Consider the following 13,686-nt stretch of genomic DNA (forward strand, 5'->3'; position numbering starts at 1 on the left):
GATTACGCGACGTCCTTCCTCACTCGGAACCACGCAGCATACAGGGCTGGCAAGAACAATAGGGTCAACGCCGTCGCCACGATCAACCCCCCCATGATCGCCACAGCCATCGGACCGAAGAACACACTGCGTGACAGTGGGATCATCGCCAGCACCGCCGCGAGGGCGGTGAGAACGATCGGCCGGAAGCGTCGGACGGTGGCCTCGATGATTGCCTGCCACGGTGCCAGGCCCGCCTTGATGTCCTGCTCGATCTGGTCCACCAGGATCACCGAGTTACGCATGATCATCCCCGACAGGGCGATGGTGCCCAGCATGGCCACGAAACCGAAGGGCTGGCGGAACACCAGCAGGAACAGGGTCACCCCGATCAAGCCCAATGGCGCGGTCAGAAACACCATCGCGGTGCGTGAGAAACTGCGCAGTTGCAGCATCAGCAACGTCAGCACCACCACGATAAACAGTGGCACACCGGCTTTGACAGAGTTCTGTCCACGAGCGGAGTCTTCAACCGTGCCGCCCACTTCCAGCAGGTAGCCGTCCGGCAATTCGGCGCGCACACCTTCCAGGGTCGGCAGGATTTGCTGGACCAGGGTGGCCGGCTGTTCCTTGCCATAGATATCGGCGCGGATGGTGACCGTTGGCAGGCGATTGCGGTGCCAGATGATGCCTTCCTCAAACCCATATTCGAGGGTGGCGATCTGCGACAGCGCGACGCTTTTGCCGTTGTCGGTCGGCACCGCCAGGCTTGGCAGCAGCGACAATTCGGTGCGCTCATGCGCGGTGCCACGCAGGAGGATTTCGATCAACTCGTTGTCCTCCCGGTACTGGCTGACGCTGGAGCCGGTCAACGAACTCTGCAGGAATTTCGACAAGTTGGCGGTGCTCACGCCGAGGGCGCGGGCGCGATCCTGGTCGATATTGAGGTAGACGATCTTGCTCGGCTCTTCCCAGTCCAGGTGCACGTTGACCACATGGGTGTTTTCGCGAACCTTGGCCGCCACCTTGCGCGCCAGCGCACGCACTTCTTCGATGTGCTCGCCCGTCACGCGGAACTGCACCGGGTAGCCCACGGGCGGGCCGTTTTCCAAACGGGTGACGCGCGAACGCAGGTCGGGGAATTGTTCGTTGAGGGTCTCGATCAGCCAAGTGCGCAGGCTTTCACGCTCCTCGATGGTTTTGGCCAGCACGACAAACTGGGCGAAGCTGGCGGCAGGTAATTGCTGATCCAGGGGCAGGTAGAAGCGCGGTGAGCCAGTGCCGACATAGGCCACGTAGTTATCGATGCCCGCGTGTTCCTTGAGCAGTGCCTCCAGGCGCTTGACCTGATCGGCGGTGTTGCTCAGGGAGGCGCCTTCGGCCAGTTTCAAGTCGACCATCAACTCCAGGCGACCGGAAGCCGGGAAGAACTGTTGCGGCACAAAACGAAACAGCGCAACCGAGCCGATAAACAGCAGCAGGGTCAGGACGATCACAGTTTTGCGCCGACGCACGCACCACTCCACCAAGCGCCTTACACGCTGATAGAACGGCGTGCCGTAGGGATCAGGGCCGTCGGTGCCATGCTTGGCCGCGTGAATCTTCGCCAGGTCTGGCAGGAGTTTTTCCCCCAGGTACGGCACAAACACCACCGCCGCGACCCACGAGGCCAATAGCGCGATGGTCACCACCTGGAAAATCGAGCGGGTGTATTCGCCAGTACTCGATTGCGCGGTGGCAATCGGCAGGAACCCGGCCGCCGTGATCAGGGTGCCGGTGAGCATCGGGAACGCGGTGCTGGTCCAGGCAAAGCTGGCAGCCTTGAGCCGGTCGTACCCCTGCTCCATTTTGATCGCCATCATTTCCACGGCGATGATCGCGTCATCCACCAACAAGCCCAGGGCCAGCACCAACGCGCCCAGGGAAATCTTGTGCAAACCGATGCCGAGGTAATACATGGTGGCGAAGGTCATCGCCAACACCAACGGGATTGCCAGGGCTACCACCATGCCGGTGCGCACGCCGAGGGAGAAGAAGCTCACCAGCAACACAATGGCCAGTGCCTCGGCCAACACCTGGACGAATTCACCGACACTGGTTTTCACCGCGGCCGGCTGGTCTGACACCTTGCGCAACTCCATGCCTGCCGGAAGGTTCTTCTGCAGCCGCGCGAATTCGCCTTCGAGCGCCTTGCCCAGCACCAGGATGTCGCCGCCGTCACGCATGGCCACGGCCAGGCCGATCGCATCGGCGCCCATGTAGCGCATGCGCGGCGCGGGCGGGTCGTTGAAACCACGGTGGATGTCGGCGACATCGCCGATGCGGAAGGTTCGGTCACCCACGCGAATCGGGAAATTGCGGATCTCCTCCACACTTTTGAAGTTACCCGACACGCGCAACTGCACACGCTCGGTCGGGGTTTCAAAGAAGCCTGCGGTGGAGACCGCGTTCTGTTCCTGCAAGGCCTGCTGCACTGCCGCCAACGGCAAGCCGAGGGTGGCCAGCTTGAGGTTGGACAGTTCGATCCAGATCTTCTCGTCTTGCAGGCCCAGCAACTCAACCTTGCCCACATCCGGCACGCGTTGCAGTTGAATCTGGATGCGGTCGGCGTAGTCCTTAAGCACGGCGTAGTCGAAGCCATCACCGGTCAGGGCGTAGATGTTGCCAAAGGTGGTGCCGAACTCATCATTGAAAAACGGCCCCTGGATATCCGGCGGCAAAGTCTGGCGGATGTCGCTGATCTTCTTGCGCACCTGGTACCACAGCTCGGGAATCTGCGCCGAGTGCATGGAATCGCGGGCCATGAAGGTGACCTGGGATTCCCCTGGGCGCGAGAATGACACGATGCGCTCGTAGTCGCCGGTTTCCATCAGCTTCTTTTCGATACGCTCGGTGACCTGGCGCGAGACTTCCTGGGCCGTCGCTCCCGGCCAGTTGGTTTTGATGACCATGGCCTTGAAGGTGAAGGGGGGATCTTCACTTTGCCCCAACTTGGTGTAGGACAAGGTGCCGACTACGGCCAGCAGGATCATCAGGAACAGTACGATCTGGCGATTACGCAACGCCCATTCGGAAAGATTGAAACCCATCGGGGACTACTCCTTGGCCGCCAGATTCACAACTCGGTTGGAGCGATCCACCGGGCGCACTTGCTGGCCCTCATGGAGTACATGCACACCTGCGGCGATCACCCAGTCGGTGGGGCTCAAGCCTTCGAGCACCGGCACGGTTTTCTCGCCAAACGCGCCGATGCGCACCGGGGTACGTTTGAGTGTGTTGTCCGGTTGCACGCGCCAGACGTAGGACGCGCCGTTCTCCGCGCTGAGGGCCGACAACGGCACCGACAGCGGAATCACGCCGTCGGCCTGGACGAATACGCGGGCACTCTGGCCCAGTTCGGCGGGGACTTTACCGCCGGTGAAGGCCACACGGGCGGCAAAGGTGCGGGATTTGGGATCTGCCGCGGGGGACAACTCACGGATGCGCCCGGCAAAACGCTGGTCGGGCTGGCTCCACAACTCCACCGACACCGGTTGGCCGATTTTGAAACGGCCGAAGCCTTGCTCGGGCAGGCTGATCAACACTTCACGCTCGCCGTCGGTAGCCAGGGTGAACACCGTCTGGCCTGCGGACACCACTTGGCCCACTTCAACCGCGCGCTTGGCGACCACTCCGTCCTGGGGCGCCCGCAACACGGCATAGCCGGCCTGGTTGCTGGACACGTCAAACTCGGCCTTGATCTGCTTGAGGCGTGCTTCACCGGATCGGTAGAGGTTCTCGGAATTGTCGTACTGAGAGCGGCTGACCATCTGACGGTCCATCAGGGTCTTGTAGCGGTCGCGCTCGGCGCGCACCAGGCTCAGGTTGGCCTCGGCGGCGGCCACCTGCGCGCGAGTGGCTTCCAGTTGCAGACGCACGTCCTGAGGGTCGAGCTCGGCCAGCGGTTGGTTGGCCTTGACCCGTTCGCCCTCCTCCACCAGGCGCTTGCTGACTTTGCCACCGATGCGAAACGCCAGGTCAGGCTCGTAGCGCGCCCGCACCTCGCCTGGGTAGCTGTCCATCGCCTGCGCCGAAGGCTGCGGTTGCACCACCATGGCCGGGCGGACAGTGGTCTGGGCCGCTTCTTCATGGCCGCAGGCGGCCAAGAGGAAGACCAGGCTGGCAGGCAACGCAAGGGGCAGGAAAGTACTGCGCATGCTGAAGGACCTTTCGCAAATGGAGCTAGGAATAATTATACTGGCGGGTATGTTATTAATACCAAACTCACCAGTCCAGTATTAAAGGTGAAAATGTCCGACAATCCCATCAACACCAATAGCCCCGGGCGCCCCAAGGACATGGCAAAACGCCAGGCTATCCTCGAAGCCGCGAAAATCCTGTTTTTGAGCAATGGCTACGCCAGCACCAGCATGGATGCCGTGGCGTTGGAAGCCGGCGTGTCGAAGCTGACCGTCTACAGCCACTTCACCGACAAAGAGACGTTGTTCACCGCCGCCGTCGTGGCGACGTGCGAGGAACAGTTACCGGTGATGTATTTCGAATTGCCCGAAGGCATGCCCGTGGAAACGGTGCTGCTGAATATTGCGCGGGGCTTCCATCGGCTGATCAACAGCGAGGAGTCGGTGAACCTGCATCGCCTGATGATGACCACCGGCAACCAAGACGTGAAGCTCTCGCAGATTTTCTTCGAAGCGGGCCCGATGCGCATGCTTCAAGGTATGGAGCGCCTGCTCAGCCGGATCGACCAGAGCGGCGCCCTGAGCATCGACAAGCCGTTTACGGCAGCCGAGCACTTCTTCTGCCTGCTCAAGGGCACGGCAAATTTCTGTCTGCTGTATGGCTGTGGCGGTCACCTGAGTGAGGAAGCCGCCGAGGCGCATGTGCAGGATGTGGTGGGGTTGTTTATGCGGGCGTATCGCCCCTGAGACCGCTATCGCCGGCAAGCCGGCTCGTACAAGGGCAGCACATTTTCGTGTAGGAGCCGGCTTGCCGGCGATGAGGCCCTAAAGGCCAACAAAGAATCAGGCCTTGAGCGCCTTCTTCGGATAAATGTCATACCGGCTGGATTTCCCATCCAGTGCATGGCTCGGCTTGGGCCCTTCAATGCACGGCGCCTTGCGCGGGCGCTTGACCACCACCCGGTGGCTGGCCAAGGCCAGTGCTGCGGCCAGCAATGCCGGGGCATCCGGATCATCCCCGACCAAGGGCCGGAACAGGCGCATTTCCTTCTTCACCAGGGCAGTTTTCTCACGATGAGGAAACATCGGATCGAGGTAGATCACCTGGGGCGGCTCGCCTTCCCAGTCGCGCATCACCTCAATGGAATTGCCCTTGAGCAGCTTCATGCGTGCCACGATGGGGGCCACTTCAAAATCGTCCGCACCGCGTGCCAGGCCGTCTTCGAGCAAAGCGCCAATCAGCGGCTGACGCTCGATCAGGCTCATGTCGCAGCCCAGGCTGGCCAGCACGAACGCGTCCTTGCCCAAACCCGCCGTGGCATCCAGCACCCGTGGGCGCACGCCCTGGGCAATGCCGACCGCCTTGGCGATCATCTGCCCGCTGCCACCGCCGTACAACCGCCGATGCGCCGCGCCACCTTCAACAAAGTCCACCCGCACCGGCCCCGGCGCGTCAGGCCCGAGCTGTTGCAACTGCAGGCCCTGTTCACCGACTTGCAGGGAAAAGTCCGCATCCGCCAGCGCTAACGGCAAGCCAAGTCGCGCCGCCCATTGCTCGGCAAGGGCCTGGAAACCTTCGGCCAAGGCCTCGACCTGAATGCGGCTGGCCGCTGGTTGTTCGCTCATCAATCGCTACGCTCAAAAATATTAAGGATCGGCAAACAACGGCCGATAAAAACAACAGTCAGGTATTTTGCCAGAGCTGAGCGTCGACCGAGAAAAATGTCAGACATTCTTCCCCTAACTATCGGTGTATTGCCGACCCACAACCACTACGGCCTGCGCAATACCCAAGCGCTGGCCGGGGTGAGCCATGTGTGGCAGGACTTCTTCGCCCGTGCGCTGGCCGAACAGCTCGGCGAAACGCCGGATGCGCTCGCCGCCAAGGCGCCTGCACCGGCAGACCCTGCGGTAGAACCGCGCGAAGGCGCCGACCTGCTTTCGCAGATCCTCACCCAGCGTGAGTGCGACGTGACAGACACCGAAATCGCTCCGCCTGAGCCGCTATTCCTGCCAATCGCCGAGTTCGAAACCGATTTGCTGCCACCGGCCGCGACGCCATTCCCGCAGGAAGAAATCGTCGCGCAACAACGCCAACAGAATTTCGAAAGCGAATGGGTCCGCCCGCTCGTATTGAATGCAGGCCAGCCGCTGCCAGAACCAGGCCCGGCACCCGACCCGCGCCCCCTGCACCTGCCGATTGCCGAGTTCGAACTGGACCTCTTGCCACCGGCTGCAACCCCGTATCCCACCGAAGAGCTGGTGGCACAACAGAAGGCCTTGGACTTCGACTACTACTGGGCGCGCCCGCTGGTCACCCAGAACCTGCGCCTGGCCGCCTGATTCACCCCTTGAAAAAGGCGTTGGCCTGGCTGAAGGGCATCTTGCGTTCCGTAAACGTAAAAGTGCCCAACTCATACACCTCCTGCGCTGCACGGTAAAACTCGCCATAGGCCGCCAAGGCCAGGGCCGAGCCGACGCTGATACGCCGCACACCCATCTCGCTCAGTTGCGCCACGCTGAGGTTCAGCCCACCGGACATCAACACGTTCACCGGCTTGGGCGCGACCGCCTTGACCACCGCCAGCACCTCTTCGGCACTGCGCAACGCCGGCGCATACAGCACGTCGGCACCGGCTTCGGCGTAGGCTTGCAGGCGGCGAAGGGTGTCGGGCAAATCCAGGCGACCGTGCAGGAGGTTTTCCGCGCGTGCCGTCAGCGTGAACGGGAACGGCAAGCTGCGGGCAGCAGCAACGGCTGCTTCTACGCGCTCGACGGAGAGGTCAAAAGGATAGATCGGGTCAGCGGCAATGCCGGTGGCGTCTTCGATCGAGCCGCCCACAATGCCGGTGGCCGCAGCCCGCAGAATGGTCTGGGCACAGCCTTCGGGCGTGTCGCTGAAGCCGTTTTCCAGGTCCGCCGCCACTGGCAGCGAAGTCGCCCGGGCGATGGTGCCGGCGTTGCCCAGGGTGTCTTCAAGGGACAACGCCCCTTCTGCATCCGGCCGGCCAAGGCTGAAGGCAAAACCCGCACTGGTGGTGGCCAGGGCTTCGAAGCCAAGGCTGGCCAGCATGATCGCGGAACCCGCATCCCACGGGTTGGGCATCACGAAGGCACGCTCACGCTCATGCAGGGCCTTGAAGGTTTCGGCGCGAAGGGTTTGGGCATCCATGGCTGACTCCAGGCGAAAAAGGAGCCTTAGAGTAACCCCAGTTGCTCCGCAGCGGGTTCCCGATGCAAGGTCGGCAACGCTGGCAAACCGGGCAGGCGCGCCATCAGCTTGTCGTGAAAGCGCAGCGCCAGTTGGGCGGCGAGGCGGTTATCCGAGGTGTGCAGGAAGACGTAGGGCGTGCGCCCTTCTTCGATCCAGGTGGCGATCTTTTCAACCCAGGGGATCAGGAACGGATCGTTGGCTTCCAATTCCGGATGGCCGATGAAACGCACCTGTGGGAATTGAGTGAGCGCTGCCGGACGGGGCGGCACCTTGGGCTTTTTCGATTGGGCATGCAGCACCGCCGCCGAAGTCGAGGTGCAACTGAACAACGCGCGCGGATCGAGGCAGATGCGCTCCACACCCCGGTCACGCAACAAGCGGTTGAGCATGCGCTCGGCATCGCCTTTGGCGAAGAACTCCGGATGGCGTACTTCGACTGCCAACGGCCGCTCAAGCCCATCGATAAACCCGGCCAGTTCGCCAAGGCGTTGCGGCGAGAAACTCGCCGACAGTTGCAGCCACAGCGGCGAAACACGCTCCCCCAACGGGCTCATCAAACCGACGAAGCTTTCGGCAGCCGGCAACTGTTCGCGCAAGTCGCCACCATGGCTGATATCACCCGGGAATTTGGCGGTGAACCGAAAATCATCGGGCATGATTTCGGCCCAGCGCTGCACCGTGGCGGCCAAGGGGCGAGCGTAAAACGTGGTGTTGCCTTCAACGGCATTGAAGACCTGTGAATACAGGCCAAGGTAATCGCTGGAGCGGGCATCGGCGGGGTACAGGTACTCGCGCCAGGCGTTTTCACTCCAGGACGGGCAGCCGATGTAGTAAGGCAGGCGCATCAGATGTGGATATCGAGACCCAGCACTTCCATATCCCATTCGACAAAACCGGCGGTGGTCAGGTAACTGGCCAGGGCGGTGGCGACGCTTTTGCTCATGGAGCGGGGGAAGACCATGTCTTGCTGACGGGCGGGAAGACCGCTGATACGCGCTTGGGCATTGGCTTGCGCATCGGACTGGACTTCGATGAAGTCCGGCGAATCCTCGACGGAATCGTCCACCGTAGCGTTGGCCTTACGCGGCTTGCGCTTGATCGGGTACGACTGTGAGGAAAAGCCATCAATACGCATGGGCGCGAACTCGCTATCAGTAATGGCATTTTGGCAGCACTGTCCGTAGTGCGCAAATGCTCTGGTGATAACTAGAACACATAATTTGAAAAAGGTTTAAAAGCGCGGGCAAATTCTGACGATTGGTGAAGTTCACACCAAAATGCCAGCATTTTTGGCGTCAAATAATCCCGCGTTCGGCCTTGGTCTGCGCCACTTTATCGCGCAGGTAAACCGGTGCCGCCTGGTCGGCCGGAATGGCCTCGCCGCGTTCGAACGCAAAGCACGCCAGGGCCAGCAAGTCTTCAGCGTGGGGCAGCATCGTGGCGTCCTGGCCAACCGTTTTAACACCGATGCGCTCGCCATACCCCCAACCGGTGCCAGCACCGAACCAGTCACCGCTGGCATCCTGCGGCAGTGTCGACGCCTCGGGCGCCTGCACGGCCTCCTCGCCTACCAGGCGCATCTCCCCCGCCGTTTCGCGGTAGCAGCCCCAATAGACTTCGTCCATGCGCGCATCGATTGCCGCTGCCACTTGCTTGGCGCCGTGTTCACGCAAAGCGCGCTGTGCCAACACCGCCAGGTTGGACACCGGCAACACCGGACGCTCCAGCGCAAACGCCAGGCCCTGCACCACACCGATGGCAATGCGCACACCGGTGAACGCGCCCGGGCCACGGCCAAAGGCGATGGCGTCCACGGCTGACAGGGTGGTGCCGGCGTCTTCCAGCAGTTGTTTGATCATCGGCAACAGCTTCTGCGCGTGCAGGCGCGGGATCACCTCGTAGTGGCTCGTGACCTTGCCGTCGTGCAGCAGGGCAACGGAGCAAGCTTCAGTCGCGGTATCCAGGGCCAACAGGGTGCTCATCGGTGCGGGTGTCCAGGTCGAAAAAAAGTGCGCCAGTATAAACAACAACGGCCCGCAAGCGGGCCGTTGTCTGTGAAGCCGACCGAAGGATCAGCTCAACGCTTGCAGCACCTTGGCGGTGATGGCTTCTACCGAGCCAACGCCAGGGATGTGGCTGTACTTCGGCTTGCCCTGGGCTGCAGACAGCTTCTGGTAGAAATCCACCAGCGGCTTGGTCTGAGAATGGTAGACCGACAGACGATGACGCACGGTTTCTTCAGTGTCGTCTTTACGCTGCACCAGGTCTTCGCCAGTGACGTCATCCTTGCCTTCAACCTTTGGCGGGTTGTAGACGGTGTGGTACACGCGGCCCGAGGCTTCGTGAACACGGCGACCGGCAATGCGCTGGACGATTTCTTCGTCTTCAACGGCGATTTCAACCACAGCGTCCAGCTCGACGCCGGCCTTCACCAGGGCTTCAGCCTGGGGAATGGTGCGTGGGAAACCGTCGAACAGGAAACCGTTCTTGCAGTCTTCCTGGCTGATGCGTTCCTTGACCAGGTTGATGATCAGGTCATCGGAGACCAGGCCACCGCTGTCCATCACGCTCTTGGCGATCAGGCCCAGCTCGGTGCCGGCCTTGACGGCAGCGCGCAGCATGTCGCCCGTGGAGATTTGTGGAATGCCGAATTTTTCAGTGATGAACTTTGCCTGAGTACCTTTACCGGCCCCGGGAGCTCCCAGCAGAATGACGCGCATCGATGTGCTCCTCAATTTTTTATAGAGATGACGCTCGGATTCGCCGCATGGGGCCAATCTCGTAGAAATGGGTCCAGGCCGATCAAACGGCCAAAGGCTGATCAAGATACACAGCGGGCCCTCACCATACAAGCCGCCAAAAGTCGCAGGAACCCTCGTCGGGCATACGCCACAGGCAGGGTGCGCCTGGGTGCAACCCCGACCTGCAAACGCAGGCCGCCCCTCTCGGGACGGCCTGTATGCTTCATCTGCAAGCTATTGAGAACACGCAAGAAACCTCAACCGGTGTTGCGCAACCCAGCGGCAATACCGGCCACAGACACCAGCAGCGCCTGTTCCAGAGGGCTGTCCTGCGCCGCTTCCTTTTGACGTGACCGCGCCAGCAACTCGGCCTGCAGCAGGTGCAAGGGGTCGAGGTAGGTGTTGCGCAGGCGGATGAACTCCAGGGTGTCTGGGCTATGGGCCAGCAGTTGCGACTGGCCAGTCAGGCCAAGCACCACGCTGCACGCCTGCGACAATAGGTCGCGTAAGTGCGCACCCAACGGCAGCAAGTCTGGTTGCACCAAACGTTCGTCATAAAGCTGAGCGATGTCGGCGTCGGCCTTGGCCAGCACCATTTCCAGCATGTCGATGCGGGTACGGAAGAACGGCCAACGCTCACGCATCTGCTCCAGCAACTCGCCTTCGCCGCGCTCCAGCGCCTTGCTCAGCGCCGCCTCCCAGCCCAGCCAGGCCGGCAGCATCAGGCGGGTCTGGGTCCAGCCGAAGATCCACGGAATCGCACGCAGGCTTTCAATCCCCCCGGCACGCCGCTTGGCGGGGCGGCTGCCCAGCGGCAAGCGCCCCAGTTCCTGCTCAGGGGTGGATTGGCGGAAGTACTCGACGAACTGCGGATTTTCCCGCACCACCGCGCGGTAGGCGCTGACCCCATCTGCCGCCAATTCATCCATCAAATGGCGCCAGGCCGGCTCCGGAGGAGGCGGTGGCAGCAAGGTGGCTTCCAACACCGCCGCCAGGTACAGGTTGAGGTTCTGCTCGGCAATGTCCGGCAGGCCGAACTTGAAGCGGATCATCTCGCCCTGCTCGGTGGTGCGGAAACGCCCCGCGACCGAACCCGGTGGCTGCGACAGGATCGCCGCATGGGCCGGGCCGCCGCCACGGCCAACGGTGCCACCGCGGCCGTGGAACAACAACAGCTCCACCTGTTGCTCACGGCAGATGTCCACCAGGCGCTCCTGCGCGCGGTACTGCGCCCAGGCCGCTGCGGTGGTGCCAGCGTCCTTGGCCGAGTCGGAATAGCCGATCATCACTTCCTGCGGGCCTTGCAAGCGTGCGCGGTAACCCGGCAATTGCAGCAGCCGCTCCATCACCGGCCCGGCGTTATCCAGGTCGGCCAGGGTTTCGAACAACGGCACCACGCGCATCGGCCGTTGCACCCCCGACTCTTTAAGCAGCAGTTGCACCGCCAATACGTCCGACGCCGCCCCCGCCATGGAGATGACGTACGACCCCAGCGAAGCGGCCGGTGCAGCGGCAATTTCCTTACAGGTGTTCAAGACTTCAGCCGTGTCTGCCGACGGTTTGAAGTAGCCCGGCAGCAACGGCCGACGATTGGCCAGCTCCTGGGTGAGGAAGCTGATACGCGCCTCCTCATCCCAGTCTTCATAGCGGCCCAGGCCCAGGTAGTCGGTGATTTCGGTCATGGCCGCGCAATGACGGCTGGAATCCTGGCGCACATCCAGGCGCACCAGGAACAGGCCAAACGTCACCGCGCGGCGCAGGCAATCGAGCAACGGGCCGTCGGCGATCACGCCCATGCCGCACTCATGCAGCGATTGGTAGACCAGCTCCAGCGGGTCCAACAGGTCGCGGTTGTTTTGCAGCACATCAGCCGGCGCCACGGTGTTGGAGGTCAACGCGGTGTGCGCCCATTGCCGGGTGGCGCGCAGGCGTTCACGCAGCTGCTTGAGCAGCGCGCGATAAGGCTCGACGCTGTCGCCGACCTTGGCTTGCAGGGCCGGGCTGGCCTGGCGCATCGACAACTCCGAGGCCAGGTGATCGACATCACGCAGGTACAGATCGGCAGCCATCCAGCGCGCCAGCAACAACACCTCACGGGTGACAGGCGCGGTGACATTCGGGTTGCCATCACGGTCGCCGCCCATCCACGAGGCAAAGCGGATCGGCGCCGCCTCCAACGGCAAACGCAGGCCCGTCGCGGCGTGCAGCGCCTGGTCGGCCTTGCGCAGGTAGTTGGGGATGGCGTGCCACAGCGAATGCTCGATCACCGCAAAGCCCCACTTGGCCTCGTCCACCGGGGTGGGCCGAATGCGGCGGATTTCTTCGGTGTGCCAGGCTTCGGCAATCAGCCGCTGCAAGCGCTCGCGGATCTGCTTACGCTCGGCCGTGGTGAGGTCGCGATGGTCCTGCAGCGCCAGTTGCGCGGCGATCGCATCGTATTTCTGGATCAGGGTACGGCGGGCAACTTCGGTGGGGTGAGCGGTAAGCACCAGCTCGATGTCCAGCCGCGCCAACTGGCGGGCCAGGGATTCGTTGCTGTGGCCTTCGCTCTGCAAACGTGCCAGCAACTCGGGCAACACACGGGACTCAAACGGTGCCGGTTGCGTCTCATCTCGCCGGTGAATCAATTGGTACTGCTCGGCAATATTGGCCAGGTTGAGGAACTGGTTGAACGCCCGCGCCACGGGCAGCAGTTCGTCTTCCTGCAACTGGTTGAGGCTGGCGCTCAATTCATCGCCAGCACCATGACGGTCGGCCTTGGCGCCTTTGCGAATCTGCTCGATCTTGTCGAGAAACTCATCGCCGTACTGCTCTCGAATGGTGTTGCCCAACAGCTCACCCAGCAGGTGAACATCCTCACGCAAGCGTGCATCGATATCACTCATCAGCCAATCTCCAGCCAGAAATCCGGGACGCGCAGGGTTTCCAGAGTGCCGCCAGCATCCATTTATGACAAGACTTTAAACCTTGTGGGTTGCAGCTAGTCTCAACACTACGTCGCCTGTGTTTATCCACGCGGGCGGCGGGTCACTCATCACCGCCTGCTATCGCGGGCTTTACTGAGGTTGCCATGAAAATTCGAGAATTGGCCCAACAGTGGGAAGAGAATGCCAAGGGTCGCCTGACCAAGACTGAATACGCGATCCACCTGGATGTGGAATCTGCCGCACGCCTGGCGGCCATTGCCGAGATGTACCCCAAGCGCCGCACTGAAGAGCTGCTCGGCGAGCTGATCGGCGCCGCCCTGGAAGAGCTGGAAGCGAGCTTTCCCTACATCAAGGGGCAACAGGTGATTGCCACCGATGAAGAGGGCGATCCGCTGTACGAAGACGTCGGCCCTACGCCGCGCTTTCTCACCTTGTCACGGCGCTATCTACATGATTTGTCAGCCAGTGCTGACGAGAAGAAGCACTGATAAACATCCGCTGAATCCCACCTGACCCGCGTATTCCGGGCCTCACAGAGGCTCGGTGTACCGCTGCGCGCCTTGAAAGTTCCAACTTTTATACGCTGACCAAACAGTCAGATATTTTTTTAGGCAAATCGCCATCTTCTCTGAACTATTCAAAAAAGC

At 61.9% G+C, this 13,686-nt stretch carries 12 protein-coding genes; 3 read left to right on the top strand and 9 right to left on the bottom strand.

Features of this window, described 5'->3' with window-relative positions; genetic code table 11:
• Positions 1-2: 2 nt before the first annotated feature.
• Together M2394_RS05070 and M2394_RS05075 are read right to left on the bottom strand one after the other, a co-directional pair.
• Complete coding sequence (locus M2394_RS05070; RefSeq protein WP_178919054.1) at positions 3-3,068, bottom strand: efflux RND transporter permease subunit; 3,066 nt, start codon at positions 3,066-3,068, stop codon at positions 3-5.
• A gap of 6 nt (positions 3,069-3,074) precedes the next feature.
• Positions 3,075-4,175 carry an efflux RND transporter periplasmic adaptor subunit gene (locus M2394_RS05075; protein WP_178919055.1) on the bottom strand — a complete coding sequence of 367 codons (1,101 nt, stop codon included), beginning with the start codon at positions 4,173-4,175 and terminating at the stop codon, positions 3,075-3,077.
• Positions 4,176-4,268: 93 nt separating this feature from the next.
• On the opposite strand from M2394_RS05075, the gene M2394_RS05080 reads away from it, so the two are divergent.
• A complete protein-coding gene (locus M2394_RS05080) occupies positions 4,269-4,904 on the top strand; it encodes a TetR/AcrR family transcriptional regulator (RefSeq protein WP_178919056.1) in 636 nt (211 codons plus the stop codon).
• A gap of 96 nt (positions 4,905-5,000) precedes the next feature.
• Here M2394_RS05080 and M2394_RS05085 read toward each other — a convergent pair whose 3' ends face one another.
• Positions 5,001-5,783: a class I SAM-dependent methyltransferase gene (locus M2394_RS05085; RefSeq protein ID WP_178919057.1), complete on the bottom strand. Its 783-nt coding sequence runs from the start codon at positions 5,781-5,783 to the stop codon at positions 5,001-5,003.
• A 96-nt stretch (positions 5,784-5,879) separates the two neighbouring features.
• On the opposite strand from M2394_RS05085, the gene M2394_RS05090 reads away from it, so the two are divergent.
• Complete coding sequence (locus tag M2394_RS05090) at positions 5,880-6,500, top strand: energy transducer TonB (protein WP_178919058.1); 621 nt, start codon at positions 5,880-5,882, stop codon at positions 6,498-6,500.
• 1 nt (position 6,501) lies between these two features.
• On the opposite strand, the gene M2394_RS05095 is transcribed toward M2394_RS05090, so the two are convergent.
• The 6 genes from M2394_RS05095 to ppc all read right to left on the bottom strand — a co-directional run bounded on the left by M2394_RS05095 (position 6,502) and on the right by ppc (position 12,997).
• Positions 6,502-7,329, bottom strand: a complete 828-nt coding sequence (locus M2394_RS05095) for an oxaloacetate decarboxylase (RefSeq protein ID WP_259171813.1) — start codon at positions 7,327-7,329, stop codon at positions 6,502-6,504.
• A gap of 26 nt (positions 7,330-7,355) precedes the next feature.
• Positions 7,356-8,216 carry a DUF72 domain-containing protein gene (locus M2394_RS05100; protein ID WP_259171814.1) on the bottom strand — a complete coding sequence of 287 codons (861 nt, stop codon included), beginning with the start codon at positions 8,214-8,216 and terminating at the stop codon, positions 7,356-7,358.
• The gene (locus tag M2394_RS05105) at positions 8,216-8,506 is read right to left on the bottom strand and encodes a hypothetical protein (RefSeq protein ID WP_259171815.1); all 291 of its coding nucleotides are present in this window, start codon (positions 8,504-8,506) and stop codon (positions 8,216-8,218) included. The genes M2394_RS05100 and M2394_RS05105 overlap by 1 nt, the downstream gene beginning before the upstream one ends.
• 160 nt (positions 8,507-8,666) lie before the next feature.
• A complete protein-coding gene (tsaB, locus tag M2394_RS05110) occupies positions 8,667-9,353 on the bottom strand; it encodes a tRNA (adenosine(37)-N6)-threonylcarbamoyltransferase complex dimerization subunit type 1 TsaB (RefSeq protein ID WP_259171816.1) in 687 nt (228 codons plus the stop codon).
• Positions 9,354-9,443: 90 nt separating this feature from the next.
• On the bottom strand, positions 9,444-10,091 hold the full coding sequence (adk, locus tag M2394_RS05115; protein ID WP_010212617.1) for an adenylate kinase: 648 nt from the start codon (positions 10,089-10,091) through the stop codon (positions 9,444-9,446).
• Positions 10,092-10,369: 278 nt separating this feature from the next.
• Positions 10,370-12,997 (bottom strand): phosphoenolpyruvate carboxylase, encoded by a 2,628-nt coding sequence (gene ppc, locus M2394_RS05120; RefSeq protein WP_259171817.1) that lies wholly within the window; start codon positions 12,995-12,997, stop codon positions 10,370-10,372.
• Between the two features lie 185 nt (positions 12,998-13,182).
• Between ppc and M2394_RS05125 the strand changes: the two genes are divergently transcribed.
• A complete protein-coding gene (locus M2394_RS05125) occupies positions 13,183-13,527 on the top strand; it encodes a pilin assembly protein (protein ID WP_176999373.1) in 345 nt (114 codons plus the stop codon).
• Positions 13,528-13,686: the final 159 nt, after the last annotated feature.

Source organism: Pseudomonas sp. BIGb0164 (genome assembly GCF_024810135.1).
In the GTDB taxonomy this organism is placed as follows: Bacteria; Pseudomonadota; Gammaproteobacteria; order Pseudomonadales; family Pseudomonadaceae; genus Aquipseudomonas.

What these genes read in the sequence shown, in the direction of transcription:
- M2394_RS05070 (WP_178919054.1), bottom strand. Translation starts at nt 3,068, where the DNA reads ATGGGTTTCAATCTTTCCGAATGGGCGTTGCGTAATCGCCAGATCGTA.
- M2394_RS05075 (WP_178919055.1), bottom strand. Translation starts at nt 4,175, where the DNA reads ATGCGCAGTACTTTCCTGCCCCTTGCGTTGCCTGCCAGCCTGGTCTTC.
- M2394_RS05080 (WP_178919056.1), top strand. Translation starts at nt 4,269, where the DNA reads ATGTCCGACAATCCCATCAACACCAATAGCCCCGGGCGCCCCAAGGAC.
- M2394_RS05085 (WP_178919057.1), bottom strand. Translation starts at nt 5,783, where the DNA reads ATGAGCGAACAACCAGCGGCCAGCCGCATTCAGGTCGAGGCCTTGGCC.
- M2394_RS05090 (WP_178919058.1), top strand. Translation starts at nt 5,880, where the DNA reads ATGTCAGACATTCTTCCCCTAACTATCGGTGTATTGCCGACCCACAAC.
- M2394_RS05095 (WP_259171813.1), bottom strand. Translation starts at nt 7,329, where the DNA reads ATGGATGCCCAAACCCTTCGCGCCGAAACCTTCAAGGCCCTGCATGAG.
- M2394_RS05100 (WP_259171814.1), bottom strand. Translation starts at nt 8,216, where the DNA reads ATGCGCCTGCCTTACTACATCGGCTGCCCGTCCTGGAGTGAAAACGCC.
- M2394_RS05105 (WP_259171815.1), bottom strand. Translation starts at nt 8,506, where the DNA reads ATGCGTATTGATGGCTTTTCCTCACAGTCGTACCCGATCAAGCGCAAG.
- tsaB (WP_259171816.1), bottom strand. Translation starts at nt 9,353, where the DNA reads ATGAGCACCCTGTTGGCCCTGGATACCGCGACTGAAGCTTGCTCCGTT.
- adk (WP_010212617.1), bottom strand. Translation starts at nt 10,091, where the DNA reads ATGCGCGTCATTCTGCTGGGAGCTCCCGGGGCCGGTAAAGGTACTCAG.
- ppc (WP_259171817.1), bottom strand. Translation starts at nt 12,997, where the DNA reads ATGAGTGATATCGATGCACGCTTGCGTGAGGATGTTCACCTGCTGGGT.
- M2394_RS05125 (WP_176999373.1), top strand. Translation starts at nt 13,183, where the DNA reads ATGAAAATTCGAGAATTGGCCCAACAGTGGGAAGAGAATGCCAAGGGT.